This window comes from Halosimplex salinum, assembly GCF_003730195.1.
GTDB classification, from domain to species: Archaea; Halobacteriota; Halobacteria; order Halobacteriales; family Haloarculaceae; genus Halosimplex; species Halosimplex salinum.
Genome location: NZ_QWGG01000004.1, coordinates 69737 through 89615, shown reverse-complemented (window position 1 = coordinate 89615; position 19879 = coordinate 69737). Strand labels below are relative to the sequence as shown.

The 19879-nt window shown below is 67.3% G+C and carries 29 protein-coding genes; 20 read left to right on the top strand and 9 right to left on the bottom strand.

Annotation, left to right across the window (positions count from 1 at the left end; translation table 11 throughout):
* Nucleotides 1-236 precede the first annotated feature (236 nt).
* On the bottom strand, nucleotides 237-566 hold the full coding sequence (locus D1409_RS11735) for a hypothetical protein (protein WP_123537179.1): 330 nt from the start codon (nucleotides 564-566) through the stop codon (nucleotides 237-239).
* Between the two features lie 155 nt (nucleotides 567-721).
* Here D1409_RS11735 and D1409_RS11730 point away from each other — a divergent pair, with 155 nt between their 5' ends.
* Nucleotides 722-1033, top strand: a complete 312-nt coding sequence (locus D1409_RS11730) for a hypothetical protein (RefSeq protein ID WP_123537178.1) — start codon at nucleotides 722-724, stop codon at nucleotides 1031-1033.
* Between the two features lie 48 nt (nucleotides 1034-1081).
* Here the strand turns inward: D1409_RS11730 and D1409_RS11725 are convergent, their stop codons facing one another.
* Nucleotides 1082-1396 (bottom strand): nucleoside triphosphate pyrophosphohydrolase, encoded by a 315-nt coding sequence (locus D1409_RS11725; RefSeq protein ID WP_123537177.1) that lies wholly within the window; start codon nucleotides 1394-1396, stop codon nucleotides 1082-1084.
* A 102-nt stretch (nucleotides 1397-1498) separates the two neighbouring features.
* On the opposite strand from D1409_RS11725, the gene D1409_RS11720 reads away from it, so the two are divergent.
* The 3 genes from D1409_RS11720 (at nucleotide 1499) to asd (ending at nucleotide 3657) form a co-directional block, all read left to right on the top strand.
* Nucleotides 1499-2209 (top strand): SOS response-associated peptidase, encoded by a 711-nt coding sequence (locus D1409_RS11720; RefSeq protein WP_123537176.1) that lies wholly within the window; start codon nucleotides 1499-1501, stop codon nucleotides 2207-2209.
* 85 nt (nucleotides 2210-2294) lie between these two features.
* Entirely contained in the window at nucleotides 2295-2486 is a 192-nt protein-coding gene (locus D1409_RS11715; RefSeq protein ID WP_123537175.1) for a 30S ribosomal protein S17e, read from the top strand.
* A gap of 133 nt (nucleotides 2487-2619) precedes the next feature.
* Nucleotides 2620-3657 (top strand): aspartate-semialdehyde dehydrogenase, encoded by a 1038-nt coding sequence (gene asd / locus D1409_RS11710; RefSeq protein WP_123537174.1) that lies wholly within the window; start codon nucleotides 2620-2622, stop codon nucleotides 3655-3657.
* Between the two features lie 333 nt (nucleotides 3658-3990).
* On the opposite strand, the gene D1409_RS11705 is transcribed toward asd, so the two are convergent.
* Nucleotides 3991-4308 (bottom strand): RPA12/RPB9/RPC11 RNA polymerase family protein, encoded by a 318-nt coding sequence (locus D1409_RS11705; RefSeq protein WP_123537173.1) that lies wholly within the window; start codon nucleotides 4306-4308, stop codon nucleotides 3991-3993.
* Nucleotides 4309-4618: 310 nt separating this feature from the next.
* Here D1409_RS11705 and D1409_RS11700 point away from each other — a divergent pair, with 310 nt between their 5' ends.
* The 3 genes from D1409_RS11700 (at nucleotide 4619) to D1409_RS11690 (ending at nucleotide 6884) form a co-directional block, all read left to right on the top strand.
* Complete coding sequence (locus D1409_RS11700; protein WP_123537172.1) at nucleotides 4619-5215, top strand: DUF6663 family protein; 597 nt, start codon at nucleotides 4619-4621, stop codon at nucleotides 5213-5215.
* 60 nt (nucleotides 5216-5275) lie between these two features.
* On the top strand, nucleotides 5276-6427 hold the full coding sequence (locus D1409_RS11695) for an SPFH domain-containing protein (protein WP_206425042.1): 1152 nt from the start codon (nucleotides 5276-5278) through the stop codon (nucleotides 6425-6427).
* 61 nt (nucleotides 6428-6488) lie between these two features.
* The gene (locus tag D1409_RS11690; protein ID WP_123537171.1) at nucleotides 6489-6884 is read left to right on the top strand and encodes a hypothetical protein; all 396 of its coding nucleotides are present in this window, start codon (nucleotides 6489-6491) and stop codon (nucleotides 6882-6884) included.
* Between the two features lie 22 nt (nucleotides 6885-6906).
* Here D1409_RS11690 and D1409_RS11685 read toward each other — a convergent pair whose 3' ends face one another.
* Both D1409_RS11685 and D1409_RS11680 read right to left on the bottom strand, forming a co-directional pair.
* Nucleotides 6907-7881: a D-2-hydroxyacid dehydrogenase gene (locus D1409_RS11685; RefSeq protein ID WP_123537170.1), complete on the bottom strand. Its 975-nt coding sequence runs from the start codon at nucleotides 7879-7881 to the stop codon at nucleotides 6907-6909.
* A gap of 57 nt (nucleotides 7882-7938) precedes the next feature.
* Complete coding sequence (locus D1409_RS11680) at nucleotides 7939-8442, bottom strand: DUF7321 family protein (protein WP_123537169.1); 504 nt, start codon at nucleotides 8440-8442, stop codon at nucleotides 7939-7941.
* Nucleotides 8443-8567: 125 nt separating this feature from the next.
* Here D1409_RS11680 and D1409_RS11675 point away from each other — a divergent pair, with 125 nt between their 5' ends.
* The 12 genes from D1409_RS11675 to D1409_RS11620 all read left to right on the top strand — a co-directional run bounded on the left by D1409_RS11675 (nucleotide 8568) and on the right by D1409_RS11620 (nucleotide 16310).
* A complete protein-coding gene (locus D1409_RS11675; RefSeq protein WP_123537168.1) occupies nucleotides 8568-8963 on the top strand; it encodes an ArsR/SmtB family transcription factor in 396 nt (131 codons plus the stop codon).
* On the top strand, nucleotides 8960-9427 hold the full coding sequence (locus D1409_RS11670; RefSeq protein ID WP_123537167.1) for an arsenate-mycothiol transferase ArsC: 468 nt from the start codon (nucleotides 8960-8962) through the stop codon (nucleotides 9425-9427). The genes D1409_RS11675 and D1409_RS11670 overlap by 4 nt, the downstream gene beginning before the upstream one ends.
* A complete protein-coding gene (locus D1409_RS11665) occupies nucleotides 9424-10488 on the top strand; it encodes a hypothetical protein (protein WP_123537166.1) in 1065 nt (354 codons plus the stop codon). The genes D1409_RS11670 and D1409_RS11665 overlap by 4 nt, the downstream gene beginning before the upstream one ends.
* Before the next feature lie 62 nt (nucleotides 10489-10550).
* Nucleotides 10551-11546 (top strand): DUF7319 domain-containing protein, encoded by a 996-nt coding sequence (locus D1409_RS11660; protein WP_235853549.1) that lies wholly within the window; start codon nucleotides 10551-10553, stop codon nucleotides 11544-11546.
* A gap of 175 nt (nucleotides 11547-11721) precedes the next feature.
* Entirely contained in the window at nucleotides 11722-12387 is a 666-nt protein-coding gene (locus D1409_RS11655) for a plastocyanin/azurin family copper-binding protein (RefSeq protein WP_123537165.1), read from the top strand.
* Nucleotides 12387-12776: a DUF7318 family protein gene (locus tag D1409_RS11650; protein ID WP_123537164.1), complete on the top strand. Its 390-nt coding sequence runs from the start codon at nucleotides 12387-12389 to the stop codon at nucleotides 12774-12776. The genes D1409_RS11655 and D1409_RS11650 overlap by 1 nt, the downstream gene beginning before the upstream one ends.
* A gap of 3 nt (nucleotides 12777-12779) precedes the next feature.
* Entirely contained in the window at nucleotides 12780-13661 is an 882-nt protein-coding gene (locus D1409_RS11645) for a ubiquinol-cytochrome c reductase iron-sulfur subunit (protein ID WP_123537163.1), read from the top strand.
* A 3-nt stretch (nucleotides 13662-13664) separates the two neighbouring features.
* Nucleotides 13665-14468 (top strand): cytochrome b, encoded by an 804-nt coding sequence (locus D1409_RS11640; RefSeq protein ID WP_123537162.1) that lies wholly within the window; start codon nucleotides 13665-13667, stop codon nucleotides 14466-14468.
* 4 nt (nucleotides 14469-14472) lie between these two features.
* Nucleotides 14473-15234, top strand: a complete 762-nt coding sequence (locus tag D1409_RS11635; RefSeq protein WP_123537161.1) for a cytochrome b family protein — start codon at nucleotides 14473-14475, stop codon at nucleotides 15232-15234.
* 96 nt (nucleotides 15235-15330) lie between these two features.
* A complete protein-coding gene (locus tag D1409_RS11630) occupies nucleotides 15331-15657 on the top strand; it encodes a DUF7315 family membrane protein (protein WP_123537617.1) in 327 nt (108 codons plus the stop codon).
* A complete protein-coding gene (locus D1409_RS11625) occupies nucleotides 15650-15925 on the top strand; it encodes a DUF7314 family protein (protein WP_123537160.1) in 276 nt (91 codons plus the stop codon). Before D1409_RS11630 ends, D1409_RS11625 begins: the two co-directional genes overlap by 8 nt.
* A 133-nt stretch (nucleotides 15926-16058) precedes the next feature.
* Nucleotides 16059-16310 carry a hypothetical protein gene (locus D1409_RS11620; protein ID WP_123537159.1) on the top strand — a complete coding sequence of 84 codons (252 nt, stop codon included), beginning with the start codon at nucleotides 16059-16061 and terminating at the stop codon, nucleotides 16308-16310.
* A gap of 256 nt (nucleotides 16311-16566) precedes the next feature.
* On the opposite strand, the gene D1409_RS11615 is transcribed toward D1409_RS11620, so the two are convergent.
* Both D1409_RS11615 and D1409_RS11610 read right to left on the bottom strand, forming a co-directional pair.
* Nucleotides 16567-17016: a DUF7313 family protein gene (locus D1409_RS11615; protein WP_123537158.1), complete on the bottom strand. Its 450-nt coding sequence runs from the start codon at nucleotides 17014-17016 to the stop codon at nucleotides 16567-16569.
* Nucleotides 17017-17106: 90 nt separating this feature from the next.
* A complete protein-coding gene (locus D1409_RS11610) occupies nucleotides 17107-17850 on the bottom strand; it encodes an NAD(+)/NADH kinase (RefSeq protein WP_235853548.1) in 744 nt (247 codons plus the stop codon).
* Between the two features lie 189 nt (nucleotides 17851-18039).
* Here D1409_RS11610 and D1409_RS11605 point away from each other — a divergent pair, with 189 nt between their 5' ends.
* Nucleotides 18040-18705 (top strand): plastocyanin/azurin family copper-binding protein, encoded by a 666-nt coding sequence (locus tag D1409_RS11605; RefSeq protein ID WP_123537157.1) that lies wholly within the window; start codon nucleotides 18040-18042, stop codon nucleotides 18703-18705.
* Between the two features lie 39 nt (nucleotides 18706-18744).
* Here D1409_RS11605 and D1409_RS11600 read toward each other — a convergent pair whose 3' ends face one another.
* Complete coding sequence (locus tag D1409_RS11600) at nucleotides 18745-19275, bottom strand: SRPBCC family protein (protein WP_123537156.1); 531 nt, start codon at nucleotides 19273-19275, stop codon at nucleotides 18745-18747.
* Nucleotides 19276-19333: 58 nt separating this feature from the next.
* The gene (locus tag D1409_RS11595) at nucleotides 19334-19804 is read right to left on the bottom strand and encodes a DUF5518 domain-containing protein (protein WP_123537155.1); all 471 of its coding nucleotides are present in this window, start codon (nucleotides 19802-19804) and stop codon (nucleotides 19334-19336) included.
* Nucleotides 19805-19879: the final 75 nt, after the last annotated feature.

Genomic DNA, 19879 nt, shown 5'->3' with positions numbered 1-19879 from the left:
CATCTTTTTCCGCCTCCGGTGTCCTCGGTCGCCTCCGGCGACCTGCGGGCACCATCGGCGCAAAAACATGGGTGAAAAACCCGGACGACTCGCTCACTCCGTTCGCTCGCGTCCGGCGTCCGCGGGAGTGAGCCCCGCGAACGACCGCGGGCTCGTCAGAGCTTGCTCTGACGGTGAACCGTGCTCGCTCCGCTCGCACGGATGCTATCGCCCCCGCTCCACAACCGCTCTGCTGACTACGCCACGGCGAAGACGACCACGGCGACGTTCCAGACGCCGACGGCGACGCCGGCAACCGCGAGGCCGAGCGGAATGCCGACGTCGTACGGTCGTGGGACTGCCCAGTACAGCACGTAGAATACGACGAGGACGACCCCCTTCCAGACCGGGAGAATCGCGAGTCCGAACCGCTCGATCCCGGCGCGCACGAGTGGGTGTGCCTCCGCCGCCACGCCGGTCCCGACCGCGGCCGCGGTCACGGCCACGTCGAACGCGCCGAACGCGACCAGCGCGACGAGCCAGCAACCGGACGCCGGGCCGACGGCCGTCCCCCGATGAATCGACATCGATCACCACTGCACCCAGCGCGCGTATTGCTACCGGACGGCTACCGACCGGTACGAGTCGGATAACACGGATATCGAAACGCGACGCCAGCCGGTGGGACGGCCGCGAGCGGCCCGACACCAAGGACTATGCCCGTCGACTGACATAGGCCGCTATGGCAGAACCGGAAGACACGCTCAGCCGCTCACCCGTCGACTTCGACTCGGCCGTCGCCTACGCGCTCCACCCGGAGATGCGACGGCTCATCATCCTCTATCTCGTCGGCACGCTCTTGCTCCCGATCGGACTGTCGATGTTCGTGAATCCCTTCGTGTTCGGCGGACTCGCGCGGATCGTCAGGCAGGTTATCGGACTCGCCATCGTGCTCGTCGGCGCGACGTTCTTCTTCGGCGGCGTCGTCGGCGCGCTGTTCAAACTCGTCGCCGACGCCAACATCCTCGCCGCCGAACTCGACATCGAGAAGTAACGGCTTCGTCGGGAGGCTTCGCCGCGCTGGCCGCGTCCCGTCGCGTCGTCAGCGCCGCACGGCTTCGAGCACGACTCCGTCCTCGAACTCGCCGCGCTCCTCGGCTTTCTCACGGCGGACTCGCTCGATCTCGGACGCCTCGATCCCGTGGCTCTCCCGGAGCGCGTCGAGGACGGCCAGCACGTCGGCCATCTCCGCCGCGCTCGGCTCGTCGTGGAACTCCGCGACTTCCTCGTCGAGTTTCTCGTGGAGACGATCGCGGTACTCCGCTCCCGAGACCTCGTGAGTCACCGGTTCCTCCCCGTTTTCCCGGACGATCCGCGGGATCCTGTCCCGGACGAGCTTGTCGAACTCCTCGGCCATGACGGTGCTGTGAGTGGGGTGGCCGTAACGGTGGTGCTCCACCGGCGACCCTGTCGGTCGGATGCTGGTGTCGTTATGTCGCTGGCGCCCGTATCGGTCGCTATGTGTGGTCGCTACAGCCTCTTCGCGCCGCCCGCCGATATCGAGGAGCGGTTCGACGCGACGTTCGACTTCGAGTTCGAGCCGCGGTACAACGCCGCGCCGAGCCAGGAACTCCCGGTCGTCACCGGCGACGAGCCCGAGACCATCCAGCGGATGGAGTGGGGACTGGTCCCCTCGTGGGCGGACGACCGCTCCGACTACGAGTTCATCAACGCACGCGCGGAGACTGTCCGCGAGAAGTCGAGCTTCAGCGAGGCCTACGAGTCGCGTCGCTGTCTCGTGCCGGCCGACGGTTTCTACGAGTGGACCGAGGCAGGCGGCGGGAAACAGCCGTATCGCGTGAGTCTGGACGAGGACGACCTCTTCGCGATGGCGGGGCTCTGGGAGCGCTGGACGCCGCCGCAGACCCAGACCGGTCTCGGCGACTTCGGCGGCGGTGCCGGACCGGACGGCGACCCCGACGCCGTCGAGACGTTCACGATCGTCACGACCGAGCCCAACGAGACGGTCGGCGAACTCCACCACCGGATGGCCGTGATCCTCGATCCGGCGGAGGAAGCGACGTGGCTCACCGGCGACCCCGACGAAGCCGAGGCGCTGCTGGACCCCTACCCCGACGCGGCGATGCGGACCGACCCCGTCTCGACGGCCGTGAACAACCCGGCGAACGACTCGCCGGCCGTCCTGGAAGAAGTCGAAGCGGGCTCGTGATGGGGCGGCGCGGGCCGTCCGCCCCTCGGCTCGGCTCCGCCACCGATTCGAATCCTTTTAGGGCGCCACCGCAGAAAGAGACCGTATGGCTATCAAACCCGCCTACGTGAAGAAGACGGCGACGCTGCTGATGGAGCGGTACCCGAACGCCTTCGGCGACGACTTCGAGCACAACAAGGACGTCGTCACCGAACTCACGAACGTCGAATCGAAGGGCGTCCGCAACCGCATCGCCGGCTACGTCACCAGCAAGAACGCCCAGCCCGCCGAAGCGTAGGCGCAGTTCTCTCTCGTCTCTCGCAGTTCTCGTTCCCCGCCAGCGACGCGTCACGGTCGGATGTCACGATAGTTCCTGACCGTGGTAGGCGTATCCAAACTGTTTTGAAGTGGCGTCTCTCTATCCCGGAACAATGACTGTCAGCGTAGGCATCCTCGGTGCGACCGGCGCGGTGGGGCAGCGACTCATCCAGCTACTCGACCCAAACCCCGACTTCGAGATCGCGGCGCTCACCGCCAGCGAGTCCAGCGAGGGCAAGACGTACCGCGAGGCCAGCAAGTGGCGCATCGACACCCCGATCCCGGACGACGTGGCCGAGATGGAGGTCGGCGCGACCGAACCCGACTCCGTCCCGGACGACGTCGAACTCGTCTTCTCGTCGCTCCCCTCCAGCGTGGGCGAGCGCGTCGAGTCCGACTTCTGCGAGGCAGGCTACGTCGTCTCCTCTAACTCCTCGAACGCGCGCGCGGACGACGACGTGCCGCTCGTGATCCCGGAGGTCAACGCCGATCACCTCGACCTCATCGAGGTCCAGCGCGACGAGCGCGGCTGGGACGGCGCCCTCGTCAAGAACCCCAACTGCTCGACGATCACGATGGTGCCGCCGCTGGCCGCCATCGACGAGGCCGCGACGCTCGAACGCATCGAGGTCGCGACCCTGCAGGCCGTCTCCGGCGCCGGCTACTCCGGCGTCTCCTCGATGGAGATCATCGACAACGCCATCCCCCACATCGGCAAGGAAGAGCAGAAGATGGAGACCGAATCCCGGAAACTGCTGGGCGACTTCGACGGCGCCGAGGTCGACTGGCACGACGCCGACGTTTCGGCCTCCTGTAACCGCATCCCGACCATCGACGGCCACCTCGAGAACGTCTGGGCCGACACCGAGGACGACCTGAGCCCCGACGAGGCCGAGGACGCGCTCGAAGCGTACCCCTCCCTCGACCTCCCGAGTTCGCCGGAACAGCTGATCAAGGTGTTCGACGAGCCGGACCGTCCCCAGCCCCGCATGGACCGGAACCTCGGCAACGGGATGACCGTCTCCGTCGGCGGCGTCCAGGAGACCACCCACGGCCTCCAGTTCAACTGCCTCGCCCACAACACGCTGCGCGGCGCCGCCGGCGCGAGCGTGCTGAACGGCGAACTCCTCCTCGACTCCGGCTACCTGTAAGCGGTCGTCGCGGGCGGAGCTTTTGCGGCGAGTCGATCGTTCGACACGTGTGCGAACTGAGTGTTCTGGGGTACCGAGGAGTCCGAACACCGCCAGGTCTTCGGTTTCGTTTCTGGAGAGAGAGTGTTCCAGCGACTTCCGCATCGATTATCGGGGGAACGAACATCCCAACAGCGGCTCTTGTGACAGCGGTTGTCGATAGTCTCGAGAACGTTACGGGAGTTGGTTTGGGGTCGATGTGTGACTCCACTGGAGACCGAGTACCCCCGGGAGTCGAGAGTCTGGCGTGGCGGTCCGTGCGTATTCGAGCGGCGCGGTTCGCGAGATGCGCCGTCAGGACTCGCGCCACTTGTGGCCGCACTCGACGCAGGTGAACAGCCGAACCTCGTAGGAGCCGCCCGGCTTCGGCAGCATCTCGTAGTCGGCCCGGTCGCTATCGCAGTCGTCCGCCGGACAGGGCTCCTGCATCGTCTCGGTGGGGCCCTGTGTCGCGTCGGCCACGGCGGGTGCCCCGTCGTCTCGCTGTCCATCCTGGGTCGTCATCGCCGCTTCTGCTTGCGAGTCCCGCGCCTCCTCGTTCTCACAGGAGCGACACACCCACGTGTCGCCCTCCGTGTGCATCATCGAACCGCACCCGTCACAGAATTGCATATAAGGCAGGAATACACGTCGTCGGATATAGGTGTTAATTTCCAATTCGTCGTGGATTTCAGGCGACTGCTGACGCTGACTGCACTGAGTTATCGAAGGGGCAACTGGAATCGGAGCGGTAGAGCGTAGTGTACTTTGTGTTTATTCGGTACTGAGCATCCGCGCCGAACGTAGTGAGGCCGCGCCTGTTTCATCCGTGTTTTCGCCGGCCGGGTTCCCGCAGCGCGCGGCAGGCGCGCGAGGAAACACCGGTCGGGAAAAAGATGGTCGCAATAGACGACGTTTTCCCGCCGCTCCACGTACTCCGGCCATGGACGAGGGGACTTACCGCGTACTGCCGGGTCGCGACGACGAGACGTGGCGCTTTCTCGACCGGACGACCTTCGAGACCGTCGCCGTTCCCGTCGAGGGGCACGACCCGCCGGTCGAGGCCCTCCAGCCGGGGTATCTCGTCGAAGCGGGGCTCGACTGGGGGTCGGAGGAGCCGACGGTGCGCTCGCTCTCGGTCGTCCGCTCGACGCTCTACACGTTCGTCGACGACGCCGACCCCATCTTCGAGGTCGCGGAGAGCCTCTGGGAGGAGACCCGCGCGGCCGGCGAGGGGATGAACGCCACCCAGACGCACAACACCGACAACGAGGTCAACGGCGTCTGTTACGTCTTCGCCGACGCCGGCCAGCCGAGCGTCTTCGACGAGTTCCGCGACGGCGCCCGGCCGCTGGAACCGCTCGTCGACCGGATCAACGACGAGGCCGACGCGGAGGTCGAACCGCGCGAACTGTTCGCGCTGCGGCCCGTCGGCGGCGAGTTCACCGTCGTGACGATCACGCTGAAGAAGGACGGCCGCTTCGCGGAGACGCTCCGCGAGACCTACGAGCGCGAGCGACCCGACGAACCGCTGGTGTGACGGGCCGGGTGACGGCGCTCGGAGCAACCGCTTATCTGTCTGTAACTTCCTAGCACACGTATGAGCACATCGCTCGTCGGCGCGCTCGCCGTCCCCCTCGGCGTACCGCCCCTCCAGTCACTGTTGGATATCTCCCCGCTCACGGTGGTCGGCGCGCTCCTCCTCCTGATTGCGGTGGCCGCGGTGTACTCCGCGGTCGAGATCGTCGAGGCCTACGAGAAGGAGGCGCTGACGGTGTTCGGCGAGTACCGCGACCTGCTCGAACCCGGGATCCACGTGATCCCGCCGTTCGTGAGCCGGACGTACCCGTTCGACATGCGCACCCAGACCATCGACGTGCCCCAGCAGGAGGCGATCACCCGGGACAACTCCCCGGTGACGGCCGACGCGGTGATCTACGTCCGCGTCATGGACGCCAAGAAGGCGTTCCTCGAGGTCGAGGAGTACAAGCGCGCCGTCTCGAACCTCGCACAGACGACGCTGCGAGCGGTGCTGGGCGACATGGAACTCGACGACACGCTGTCGCGGCGCGAGATGATCAACGAGCGCATCCGCGAGGAACTCGACGAGCCCACCGACGAGTGGGGGATCCGCGTCGAGAGCGTCGAGGTCCGCGAGGTCAACCCCGCGGCCGGCGTCAAGCAGGCCATGGAACAACAGACCTCCGCCGAGCGTCGCCGTCGCGCGATGATCCTCGAGGCGCAGGGTGAACGCCGCTCCGCCATCGAGCAGGCCCAGGGGGCGAAACAGTCCGACATCGTCCGCGCACAGGGTGCGAAACAGAGCCAGATCCTCGAAGCGCAAGGTGACGCCATCTCGACCGTCCTCCGCGCGAAGTCCGCCGAGTCGATGGGCGAACGCGCCATCATCGACAAGGGGATGGAGACGATGGAGCAGATCGGACAGGGCGAGTCCTCCACGTTCATCCTGCCCCAGGAGCTTTCCTCGCTGGTGGGTCGCTACGGCAAGCACCTCTCGGGCAGCGACGTGAGCGACATGTCGACGGCCGACGGCGCCGGACAGCTCGACAGCCTCGACTTCGACGCCGAGACGCGCGAACTCATCGGCCTCGACAACATCGCGGAGATCATCGGTCAGATCGACGAGGAAGCGCAGGTCGACGTCGACGCGATGGAGGAGGAGGCCCAGGCCATCAAGGAGGGCGACCGGCTGCGAGCCGGCGAGTCCGAGACGCTCGACGAGACCGAGTAGCCCGAGACCGGTCGACAGCACAGGGACGAACGTTTTTCACGTGCCCCGCCGACGCTGGGACATGGTCTCCCGAGACACCGCCGTCCACGTGACGGTCGTGGTGCTGGCGTTCGCCAGCGTGGCCGCCCTCTCCCGCTTCGGTACCGACTTCGACAGCCCTCTAGGCGGACTGCTCCTCGTCGTCTTCAACGGCGCCGTCCTGGCTGGTGCACACCTGTATCTCGCCTGGCGCGGCGACGACGGGCTCGTCCCGGTGGCGGCCCGCTGGCGGTTCGTCGCCGCCGTCGCCGCCGTCCTGTTTCTGGGACTGGTGGCCGTCTCGTTCGACCCCGTCTCGCTCGGCCCGGTCTCCTCGAACGCGCTGCTGGCGGCGCTGGGCGGTGTCGTCGCGGTCGGCTACCTGCTCGCCGAGGCACGTGCCGGCTACCTCGCGTCGACGGGCGATTCCGGCGTCTGACCCCGCGGGTCCGCAGTTTGGATCAGGCCACCTGATTCGGCAGGTCCGACCAGTCGCCGGACTCCTCGGCGGTGGTGACGGCCTCGGCGACGATGTCGGCGAGGCGCTTGAAGTACTCCGGCGTGTGGCCGGCGTTGTGGGGCGTTATCAGGACGTTCTCGAAGGTCCACAGCTCGTGGTCCTCGGGGAGCGGTTCGGGATCGGTCACGTCCAGCGCGGCACCGCGGATGGAGTTCCAGCGCAGGGCCTCGACGAGCGCGTCGGTGTCGACGACGCCGCCGCGGGCGACGTTCACGAGGACGGCGTCGGGCGGCATCGTCACGAACGTCTCCTCGTCGATCAGGTGCTCGGTCGCGTCGGTCAGCGGGCACGCGAGGACCACGTAGGCTGCGTCGGCCACTGCCTCTCCGATCTCGTCGTAGCCGTACACTTCGTCGGTGGGGCCGCCCTTCTCGGGGGTGTAGCGCACGCCGACGGTGTCCACCTCGAACCCCTGGAGGCGCTGGACGACCGACTGTCCGATCGCGCCCATGCCGACGACGGCGACGGTGCTGCCGGCGAGTTCGTGGGCCTGGTGGGAGCGCCACTCGCGGCGGCGCTGGCGTCGTCTGGACTCGAGAAAGTCGCGCGTGAAGGAGAGGATCGCGCCGAGCGCGTACTCGCCGACGTTGGGGCCGTGGACGCCGGAGGCGTTCGTGACGGCGACGCCGTGGTCGCGGAAGGCGTCCAGCGGCAGGTGGTCGACGCCGGCGTACGAGCAGGCGAACAGTTCGAGCGATTCGGCGCGCTCCAGGTCGTCGGCGTCGAGTTCGAGCCCCGCGACGACGCGGGCGTGGGGGAGCAACTCGCGTTCCTCGCCGGGGGTCGCGGCGTAGCCGACGGTGTAGTCCGGGAGCCGTTCGTCCAGTGCGGCGACGTACTCCGCGGGGGCGATGCCGTGGATGTTCTGTCGCAAGACCAGGACTTCCGGGGGCGCCTCGGGCGTCTCGTCCGTCATGGGCCGCCGATTCGGCTGGCTCCGTCAAAAAGCCGCGGTCGGGCGGCGCTCGCGTCCTCAGAGTCCGGGGACGAGTTCGAGCACGTTGTACCGGAGGGCGTACCGCGCGACGCCGGCCCCGTAGGCGAGCACCCAGAAGATCACGTAGCCGAAGACGCCGATGCGCACGCGGGAGCGCCAGTGGCTCATCCGGTCGGAGCCGATCTCGTCGAGCAAGACGTCCTCGTCGTAGTCGTTGTACAGGTCGTAGCGGCGCTTGGCGTAGAAGATTCGGACGATCCCGGTGAAACCGAAGGCGAGCATCGCGTAGGCCTGCAGTCCGAGGAAGGCGTGGACCATCGCGAAACTGCCGAACTGGTCGAGCAGGCGCGGCGCCATCCACGTCAGCATCGGCACCGTCGTCAACACCAGCCCCGTCACGACGAACTTCAGGTGGTGCATCAACACGTCCCACGTGACCGGCTCCGTCTCGATGATGTACCAGGCCCCGTAGAAGAAACAGGGGAAACTCGCCGTCACGGCCAGCAGAACCACCGTCGCGACGACCCGGTCCGTCACCATGACGGAGGCTATCGGCTGTTGTGCCTAAACCGTGCCGAATGTCCGCTCGGGCCGTCGTCGCCCGGCAGCCGACCGGCCGCACGTGTTCGCAACAGCTATATGAACGCTTGTTCATTCAATCAACCATGGCAACCGACGCGACGCGGCTACGGCGTCTGCTCTCGGAGCAACTAGACGAGTGCTGCGAGGCGGACGTGACGGACCGGATCGACGAACTACAGGGACTGGCCGGCGAGGTACCGGCCGACTCGGAGAGCGACCTGACGGCGCTGTCGGCGCTGAGCGACGAGACGCGCCACGCCATCGTGCGCTACCTGGCGGCGGCGCCGGACGAACTCTGCGTCTGTGAACTGTCGCCGCTGCTCGACGTGAGCGACAGCGCGGTCAGTCACGCGCTCTCGGACCTGCACGACGCGGGGCTGGTGACCCGTCGCAAGGACGGGACGTGGCGGTACTACGACGCGACCGACCGGGCCGAGCGACTGCTCGCCGCGCTCGACGAGACGCGGGAGGGACGATGAGCGACGACCGACCCGCCGGGGCGGCCCCGGACGACCCGGTCCGCGTCGCGCTGATCTGCGTCCAGAACGCCGGTCGGAGCCAGATGGCGACGGCGTTCGCCGAGCGCGAGCGCGAGCGCCGGGGCCTCGAAGACCGGGTGGAGATCGTCACCGGCGGGACGGACCCCGCCGACAGCGTCCACGGAGTCGTCGTCGACGCGATGGCCGAGGTCGACATCGACATCTCGGACCGGGAGCCACGAGGGGTGACGACCGACGAACTGGCGGCCTGCGACTACGTCGCGACGATGGGCTGTTCGACGCTCGAACTCGATCCGGCGTCGGGCGTCGACGTGCGCGACTGGGCACTCCCGGACCCACACGGACAGGACCTCGAGGCGGTCCGTGAGATCCGCGAGACGGTGGCGGAGAACGTCGTCGCGCTGTTCGACGAGTTCTCGGAGCGGGCCTCGACCGAGGAATGAGTCTGGCGGAGTTGTTCGCCGCGGAGCTCCTCCTGGCGGCGTTCGCCGGTGGCGCGTTCGGCGCGGCGGTGGGCGCGCTCCCCTCCTTCTCGCTCGCCGGACTCGTAGTCGTCGTCGGCGAACTGTACGCGATGGCGACCAGGTCGCTCGGTGGGTCGGTCCCCGTCGACGTGACCGGGGGGATCGGGTTCGGCGTCGTGCTGGGCCCGCACGTCGCGTTCGGCGGCGGCGCCGCGGCGCTGGCCTACGCCTCGCGGAGGGGGTATCTCGACGCCGGGGGAGCGGCGTTCGACCCCAAGGACGTGACTCGCGGGCTCGGGAGTCGTCCCGACGTGCTCGCCGTCGGCGGTGCCTTCGGCGTCGTCGGCTACTGGGTCGCGACGCTGTCCGGGTCGCTCGCGGTTCCGGTCGACCCGGTCGCCCTCGGTGTCGTCGTCTCTGCGCTCGCGCATCGACTCGTGCTCGGCTACAGCGTCGTCGGCGCGCCCGCGGGGCGGTTGCTCGACATGTCGCCGTTCGACGACGGGCGGGAGTCGGTCAGTACCGACGGCGGCGAGCCGGAGTCCGACGGGGACGCGGACGGCGGTGTCGACCCCTGGCTCCCGTACCAGTACCGCTGGAGTCACGTCACCGCACTCGGGTTCGTCGTCGGGGTACTCTCGGCCTACACCGCGTACGTGACCGGGAGCGCGTTCCTCGCGTTCGGGATCACGGTCGCGGCCCTGTTCCTGCTCTGTGCGGGGGTCGCCGAGATACCGGTCACGCATCACATGGCGCTTCCTGCGAGTACCGTCGTGGTGGCGCTCGCCGGCGTCTCGGGTGGGGCGCCCGCGCCCGACGTAGTGGGGTCGTCGGTCACGCTCGGTGTCGCCCTCGTTCTCGGTGGCGTGTTCGGCGTTCTCGGAGGGCTACTCGGCGAACTCGTACAGCGGATCTTCTACGCACACGCGGAGACGCATCTCGACCCGCCCGCGGCGAGTATCGTCGTCACGTCCGGCGTGATCGCGGGTCTCTCGGTGCTCGGTCTCCTGCCGGCGGCCGCCTGGATCCCGCTCGGCTGACTCGGAGGGAGTTTCGGCGGCCGGTCGGGGCGCTTTTATCTATCGGGGACCGAGTTCCGGCAATGAGCGGCGAAGCTGACGACGGCGAGGTCGAGCGAAGCGAGACCTCGGACGGAGGAAGCGGCGAAGCCGCAGATGGCGAGGTCGAGCGAAGCGAGACCTCGGACGGAGGAAGCGGCGAAGCCGCGGATGGCGAGGTCGAGGAGGGCGCGGAGACCACCGAGACCGAGTCGATCGAGGCGCTCCGGGAGCAGGTCGAGGCGGAGTACGACTTCGAGAACTTCGGGCCGTCGGACATGGCGTCGATGTCCTCGGAGGAGTGGGAGGCGGTGTTCGACCCGGAGTCGTGGATCACGGGGCAGGAACTGCTCGACCGCGTCGAGGCCGACCTGAAGCGCCGGGTCGCCGAGCGCGAGGTGTTCGCTCGCGTCGAACGCCAGGACGACCGGGTGCTGGCGTACTCCGACGAGGGGTACGCGACCGTCCGCGCCGACGGCTCCGTCGAGGGCCACGGGACGGTGCTCCGGGACGTGAAACCGACGGTGGCGCTCGCCTCGATGGAGTCCTACGACGTGCCGGAGGCGCCGCCCGACGACCTCCTGCCCGAACCGCAGGAGGTCCCGGAGGGGAGCGGCGAACTCGGCAACACGATGTTGCAGGTCGTCGCCGGCTTCCAGGTGCTGGCGGGCGTCCTGCTGATCGGCGGGTGGCTCGTCATCAGCATCGGCGTGGTCGCGCCGCCGGGCGGCGGGTCGGTCTCGTCGCTGAACGTCGTGGCGATGCTCGTGGCGGGGGTGTTCTTCCTCGCGATCGGACTCCTGCTGTTCGCGGTCGTCGCGAACGCGCGGCTGTCCGACAAGTTCCGCGCGGAGGAGTACCGGAATCGGCTGCGGGCAGTCGAACTCGAACCCGGCGAGCGACCGGACTTCCTCCCCGACGAGGCGGAAGTGGGTCGACAAACGGAGGGGATCCCGGGTGAACGGTCCGAGGGGCTGCCCGGCGACGGGTCGGAGTCGTCGTCCGGTCGGGATGGCGACGGTGACACCGACGTGTCCTGAGAGGCCGCTGGACCGCCCAGCGTCGGCGGGCCGAGACGTGCGGCGTCGGTCCGGCGAGTCGGGCCGAAGCCGAACCGAATATCTACGGGTGTAGCTGGCGCCGGTACCGGCTAATCGAGCGCCTGCGGGTGTATTCGGTGGGTTTATACAAATTCGGTACCGAGCAACGACGTGTATGAATAGACGGGACTTTCTGCGGACGGCCGGCGGCGCGGCAGGTGGTGCGTCCGCCGCTGCCGTCGGGGCCGGCACGGTCGCCGCCGCCGAGCAGGAGGAAGGCGGGGGCGGGAGTGTCCAGCCCGAGTGGCCGTCGTACGTGGAGGACGCCGAAGACGGGAGCTACGAGGACCTGCGCGGCGAGTCGGAAGTGACCGTCGAGGTCGGCACCGGCTCAGGGTTCGCGTTCACGCCGACCAAGGTGTGGGTCGACCCCGGGACGACGGTCGTCTTCGAGTTCATCGAGGGCGGGCACAACGTCAAACCCAACAGCCAGCCCGACGGCGGCGGACTGGGGGGAACAGAAGGCGGGGAGTTCGACACGATCCCCGAGGGCGAGACGTACGAGCCGACGCTCGAGACCGGCGGCATGTACACCTACTACTGTGCGCCCCACGAGGGGCAGGGCATGAAAGGCGCCGTCGCCGTCGGCGACGAGGTCTCCACCGTCGAAGTGGAGTCCGGCGGCGGGGCGGAGGAGCTGAACCCCGAACACATGGGCGTGCCCTTCCACCCCCACTACGTCGGCGTGTCGACTATCGTGATGATGGTCGTCTCGCTGCTGTTCACGTTCTTCCTGCTGAAGTACGGTGAATCACCGAACGCGAAAGGAGGGAACAACTGATGTCCTCGTCGGGAAGCACCTACGGCGACATCCACCGCTACGAGCCGGCGCGTGAGAGCACGGCCGCGGCCGTCGCGATCGTCTTGCTGACGATCGTCGAGGTCGTCTTCGTCGGTCTGTTCACGTACGGCCTCGTCAACGGCTGGGGGTACAGCCCGCTCGGGAACATGTATCTGGGCGGTATCCTCGCGATCATCTTCATCGACCTCGCCTTCATCCTGATGGTCTACCGGAAGGAGTTCCTGCCGGACGTGATGATAGTGAAGAAACGACGCCGCAAGTGGGAGGACCTCTACGTTCGCGAGGAGGACGTCGACGGGACGCCCTTCACCGAGGAAGACCCCATCGAGAGCGTGAAACGAGCCGTCTACCCCTACTACAAACGATAAACAATGCCACTGGACGAAGACAAGTATCCGGGCGAAACAGGTCGTCGACGCTTCGTGAAAGGCGTCGTCGGCAGCGCGGCGCTGGCCAGCGTCGGGACCGGCGGCGCGGCCGCCATGAACACGCTGACGGCGGCCTCGGGCGGCGGTGGCGGTCCGACGCAGTACATCGCCATCGAGAACACCGCGGGCCCCGCGCCGCGCGGGATGCCGATCGTCCCGCTCGAAGTGAACGACTCCGGCGAGCTTCAGGGGATCTTCCCGGAAGCGAGCACGGAAACCGTGCAGGGTATCGAACGGACCATCGCGGAGATGGACATGGGCGGGACGACCTACTCCTCGCAGTGGTTCCAGTACTGTGGGCTCGAGGGCTACCACGGCGTCAAGCCGGGGGCCGACGCGGACAACTTCCTGCGCGCGTCGCCCAGTCCGCCGCCCGCCTACGAGTGGCAACAGGACGTCGAGGGCGACGCAATCCTGACGGTCGACATGTTCGACGATTACGAGACGTGGGGGAACGGCATCGGTCGCGACGGCCTCGGTAAGCCCGCGAGCGCGACGTGGCGCTCGCAGGCCGAGGGCGCGAAGACGCTTCCGGTGCAGGTACTCCGCTCGCCCAAGGTTTCCCAGATGGCGAACGGTGAGGGCCAGTTCAGCGACCTTCCGAGTTCCATCCAGAGCTTCATCGACGCGGCGACGGACCAGGACTTCATGGCCTGGATCAACAAGTGCACGCACTTCTGCTGTGTGCCGGGCTACAAACAGCTCGAAGGGAGCGCGAACTTCGACGGCGAGGACGCGGTGTACTGTCAGTGTCACCAGTCGATCTACGAGCCGTTCAGCCCGACCCAGGTACAGTTCGTCGCGCGCCCGCGACCGGAGGACTGACAGATGAGCTTAGAACGCAAGGACGAACACGACCACGACACCTGGATGGAGAATCGCAACCTGACGGCCATCGAGGAGATCTACCTCACCGTACTGCTGTGGCTCGACAGGCGCCTGCGCATCGTCGACTATCTGGAGATCATGGAGAACATGTACTACAAGGTCAACTTCCAGATGCCCAAGAGCCACACGGAGCAGTACAACCTGGACAACAAGTTCTGGTACTGGTATCCGCTGTACGCCCTCGGGTCGTTCTCCACCATCGCGTACGTCGTCGCGGCGATATCGGGGGCCCTGCTCGGGTTCTACTACGCGCCCGGCGCGGGCGCATCGAACGGCGATCCGGCGCTGGCGTACAACTCCATCACGTTCATCATGACCGACCTGAACTTCGGGTTCTTCCTCCGGAGTCTCCACCGCTGGTCGGCGCAGGTGATGGTCGCGGCCGTGTTCCTGCACATGCTGCGCGTGTACTTCACGGGCGCGTACAAGGAGCCGCGCGAACTCAACTGGATCATCGGCATCGTGCTCATCTCGCTGACGATGGTGTTCGGGTACACGGGCTACCTGCTCCCGTGGGACCAGCTGGCCTTCTGGGCCGGCCAGATCGGCGTCGAGATGAGCCTCTCCATCCCGCTGATAGGCGAGTGGGTGGCCCAGCTGCTGTTCGGCGGGTTCACCCTCAGCCAGTCGACGGTCCAGCGGATGTACATCCTGCACGTGTTCGTGCTCCCGTTTGTCACGACGGGGCTGATCGCGGTCCACATCGGCATCGTCTGGATGCAGGGCATCGCGGAACCACACTGATACAATGAGCGACAACGACAACAGCGAGGAAGTTCGCACCGACGGCACGGGTATCGTCCCGCCGGACGACGAGACCCCGACCTGGAGCGAGCGGAAAGCGCGCCAGCAGGGGCTCGCCCGGCTGACCTACGAGTACTTCGAGCGGTCCCGCCGCGAGGACCAGGACCTGCGTCAGCAGTCCAGTTACGTCGAGCGCGACGTGCTGGCGTTCCCGACGTGGCCCCACGAGATGATCCGCAACCTCGCGCTGACGAGCTTCTTCGTCGGCATGATCATCTTCCTCTCGGCCGCGCTCCCGCCGCACATCGGCCCGCCGGCCGACTCCTCGTCGACGCCGGCGGTCATCCTGCCCGACTGGTACCTCTACTGGTCGTTCGGGCTGCTGAAACTCGGCCCGCTCAACCCGGACATCAGCCTGCTGGGCGGTCAGAAGCTCATGGCCGACCGAACGTACGGCGTCCTCGCGAACCTGGTCGTCGTCGGCTTCGTCGCCATCGTGCCGTTCCTGAACAAGGGCGCGGCGCGGCGGCCCGTCGAGCAGCCGTTCTGGGGAGCCGTCGGCGTGAGCGGCGTGGTCTTCGCGTTCACCATCGCGGTGCTGTCCGTGAAGAACCTGATCTCGATGGAGTCCCACCTGCTGTTCGACCTGACGTTCATCCTCCCGGTCCTGTCCGCGTTCCTCGCGTACGCGGTCCTACGGACGATGCGGGAAGGGTACATGTTCAACCTCAACCGCCGGTACTACCGGCTCCGGCCACCGAAGTAGATGGCCGACGACCCGTCCCACTCGAGCGCGCCCGCCGACGCGGACGCCGACGGGACGGTCGACCGATCCGGCGATTCTGCGGACCCGTCTCCACCGATGACAGACACCACCGACACCGACCGGACCGACGAACCGCAGGGCGCACAGGCTCGGAGCGTCGTCGTCCCGACGGCGGTGTACAAGCGCGTGACCGTCTTCTCGACGCTGTTCGCGGTGTTCGCAGTCGTCGGGGGCTTCCTCGTGTTGGACGTGGCGACCGACAGGGCGACGGCGGAGCTGTCGGAGATCGATCCGCTGATCGCGCTGGCAGGGCTGGGGTTGATCGCGCTGGGGGCGGTCACCTACGCCTTCTCGACGCGGTTCCAGGCCGAAGGAATGGGAAACGCTAAAGACGAAACCGACGAATCTTCGAACAATGGCTGACGAATTCGCGAAGGGGTTGGCGATCCTCGCCGGTGCCGGAATGGCGTGGCTGACGCTGGCGGGCTGGTATCGCACGCCGAGTTTCGAGGGCGAGGGCGTCCAGCTCATCGCACCGGTCGAGCTCTCCAACCCCACTATCTACGACCAGATCGGCATCGCACTGATGGACGTGATGGCGTGGTTCGCGGTCATCGGCGTCCTGACGTTCTGGGTCGTCATCCCGGCCGTCGAACAGCTCCGAACCGCCTACGCCGAACGCGCGGACTGACGGCGACTCGACTTCTCTCGGCGTTTCGGAATCGTTCGGTAGTCACGCTGCCGCCGAGCGTTCCCTTCGGTGTGTGTGGATAGAGATTCGAGAGGGCCCAATGCTTATTCCGTCTCTGAGTTTAGCTCGTCGTGTGACCGTATCGCTGACGTCCTTCAAGCAGAGGTGGGACGAGCTAAGCGACTACAGCTCTGTACGATCGAAGCTCCTCGCTATAGTTGCAAGTGCCTTGCTCGGGACGCACCTCACAATGGAAATTACCGATGCATGGGAGCTACCGTCAGAGTACTCGCTGATTGCGAAGGGACTCACCGGATGTCTCGTCGTCTTTTTCGTCTTCGTCTCTCTGAGCTACGCCCGGAATCGGTTCTTCACGCCAAACTGAGAGGCGCGCTCACGCCAAACTGAACGTTCAGTGTTCCATCTGCACTGGGCATCCGCCGAGCGAAGCGAGGCGGTTCACCGTCAGAGCAAGCTCTGACGAGCCCGCGGTCGTTCGCGGCGCTCACTCCCGCGGACACCGAGCGCGAACGCAGTGAGCGCTCGGCTTTTTTCACCCATGTTTTTGCGCCGATGGTGCCCGCAGGGAGCGAAGCGACTGAGGACACCGGAGGCGGAAAAAGATGGTAACCAGATGGTCTTCAGAGGAACTGGCCGATCGGGCCGTAGAAGAACGTGACGTAGCCGACGTAGAGGAGCGCGACGAGCGACGCGCCGATGGCGGCCTTTGGGCGCTCGACGTCGATCTCGCGGCGGACCTCGACCTTCCGGGACTCGAACTCGAAGAGGTCGGTCAGGAGGATGAAGATCGCGATCACTGCCGTGACCATTCCGGCGTGGGGATGGACGGTCAGGAAGTAGAACGACCCGAGCACCAGCGCGACGTTGGTGAAGACGTGGAACGGGTGGCGGGTGAGGTCGTCGGCGTCGCCGTTTTCGGCCTGCGAGACGTGGCGTCTGTGGGCGAGCGCCCGCGCCACGATGTTCAGGACCACGAGACCGAGGAGCACCGCTTCGATGACGAGGACCTGCTCGGTGAGGTCGGCCCCGAGCGCGGCGTCGATCGGCCCGAACAGCTCGTATGCAACCATACGGGTAGATCTGTCCGTCGCCCATTAGAGTTTTTCCAATCCAGCGCGGCTCTCGGTCGGGTCCAGCCCGCGGGATCGGGCCGGTCGTACTCACGTAATCGGAAACGGCGACTGGCTGGCGGGGACGACGGCGACAGTCAGCGACGCGGCCGGGGTGACGCGGACTCGCTCGTCCGGCTCGACGGGGCCGACGACTCTGTCGTCCGCGAGCAGGTGGACGGCGGTCTCGTCGCGCTCGACGGAGACGCGGAGCCCCTCCGTGGGGACGACCCAATGGTCGATGTCCGTCTCGAAGGGCGCGACGGGGACGACCGTGACCGCGTCGGTTTCGGGGGCGATAACCGGGCCGCCGGCGGAACTCGCGTAGCCGCTGGACCCAGCTGGCGTCGCCACCGCGACGCCGTCGGCGCGGAACCGGGCGACGCGATGCTCGCCGCTCTCGACGGCGTATTCGGAGATCTGTGCGGGCTCGGCGCTGACGAGCATGACGTCGAGGAGGGCGCGTGCGCGCGTCCGGTCGGCGACGTGGACGTCGACGACCGGGTGGTCCGTCCGGTCGAACTCGCCGGCGACCAGCGCGGCGACGGCGTCGTCGACGGCGTCCGGCGGGACGGACCGGACGCCGCGCCCGGCGCCGACGGGGAGGACCGGGGCGGTCGGCGACGCGCGGGCGAGCGACAGCAGCGCGGGCTCGCCGACGGCGACGAGCAGGTCGCTCTCGCCGGCGACGCGCCGTGCCGCGCCGACCGCTGGCGTCCCGCCGGCCGCCTCGACGGCGGCGACCACAGCGTCGGTGTCGGCGCCGACGACGCCGACTTCCGGTCCGTCAGTCATCAGTGGCAAGTAGCGAGGACTCGGCAAAAAGGCACCGCACCGCGCTCGCGTCCGCCGGTGTCCGACACCGCGGGAACGTCGGGTGACGTGATCGACCCGCTGTCGCGACGGGGCGCGGGCCGGAGGCGCCCCGCGTCAGGTCGGCTTCGTTCCGGTGGATTCACTACGGACGGTCCCAAAGCCCCGGGTATGAGCGAGCAGAGTGCGGACGTGTCACGTCGGGCCTTCCTGCGCGCCGGTGCAGGCGCCACAGCAGTCGCGGCGGGTGCGGGCACCGCCGCCGCCCAGGAGGAGGAAGAAGGCGGTGGCGGCGGCAACGTCCGGCCAGAGTGGCCGTCCTACGTGGACGACGCGGAGGACGGGAGCTACGAGGACCTGCGCGGCGAGTCGGAAGTGACCGTCGATGTCGGTCCCGACGGGAGCCTCGCGTTCGTCCCGACCAACATCTGGATCGACCCCGGGACGACGGTGAACTTCGAGTTCGTCTCCCCCGGTCACAACGTCAAGCCCAACGACCAGCCCGACGGCGGCGGACTGGACGGGTCCGAGGGCGGGGAGTTCGACACGATCCCCGAGGGAGAGACGTACGAGGCGACGCTCGAGACCGGCGGCATGTACACCTACTACTGTGCGCCCCACGAGGGGCAGGGCATGAAAGGCGCCGTCGCCGTCGGCGAAGACGTCTCCACCGTCGAAGTGGATACCGGCGGTGGCGGTGGCAGTAGCCGCCCGGAGGTCCCGGACGCGGCGAAGTCGCTGGGCATCGCGACCGGGTTCGGGATGGCAGCGACGCTCGGACTGGCGTACTTCTTCATCAAGTACGGCGGCGACTACGGCGACTACGAAGGCGCCTGAATCGGACGTTCGCTCCGGTAGCCGCAGTTCGGCCGTTTCTCAGACCGCGTCGGGTCTCGTGTGGATCGTCAGTTCGACCTCGCGGTGGGTTCCCTCGAGGTCGGTGACGATCCGTTCGACGACGCGTTCGGCTTCGTTCTGGATCAGCGGCTTCACCTTGTCGATCACGCGAGACAGCGAGATGAATCGCGGCAGGTCGATGCTCCCGGCCGAGACCGAACCGGGGTCGTACTCGATCCGGAGTGACACCTCCGAGGCGGTCTCGGCCTCCGGCGGTGCCTCGTCGGGGACTTCGGTCACGTTCCAGTAGCCGTCCGCGTCGATGTCCTCGGTGACGCGCCAGTCGATGCGGTTCGGTCGCTCGGTGTCGACGACTTCGGTGTGTGCGGTGTAGCTGAGTTTCCACCACGAGAACTGCAACGCGTAGCGCGTCCCGGCGGACCCGTCACCGTCGCGTCGGACTTCTTTCAGGTACTTCGAGTAGTCGGCGTATCGCGGGAAGTCGACGAGAAAGTCGTAGGCCTCCGCGGGCGACACGTAGACGACTGTGCTGACCTCGACTTCGTCCACACCACCTCTCGGGACCGCTCGTACAAATAGCCTCGGCGAGCGACCGAGTCCGGTTCGGTCAGTGAGTCGGCTCGACGTCCGCCTCGGTCGCCGTGTCGACGGAGCGCGGGCCGTGGTCGTCCATCTCGTCTCGGTCCGAGCGTTCACGGAGAGCGACGCCGAGGTACCCGCCGACCGCGCCGGTTCCGGCGACGACTGCGGCCGTGACCGCGAACGCGAACAGCATGATCGCCGCGAAGACGAGGAACCCGAGGGCTTCCCCGCCGGCGATCGCGCCGAAACTGAAAATGCTGAACACGAGCGCGAGCACCCCGAAGACGGGGATCGCTGCGATGAGCCCGGAGACGGCGCCGACTTTCGCACCCTCCGTGCGAGTCCCTCGCTGGAGGTAGCCGGCGACGCCGCCGCCGAGCACCGTCGCGAACGGGATCCACGACAGGACCACCATCACGACCGCACCGAGGAGCGCGTTTACCCAGAAGTCACCCTCTCGACCCTCGACGAACGTGTCTACGGACTGTGTAGCCATACTTCCTATAGGGCTGCTCACACGATAAGTGTATGTGTAGATCGCGGCGCACGTCCGGTCTGAGCGGCGGTATTC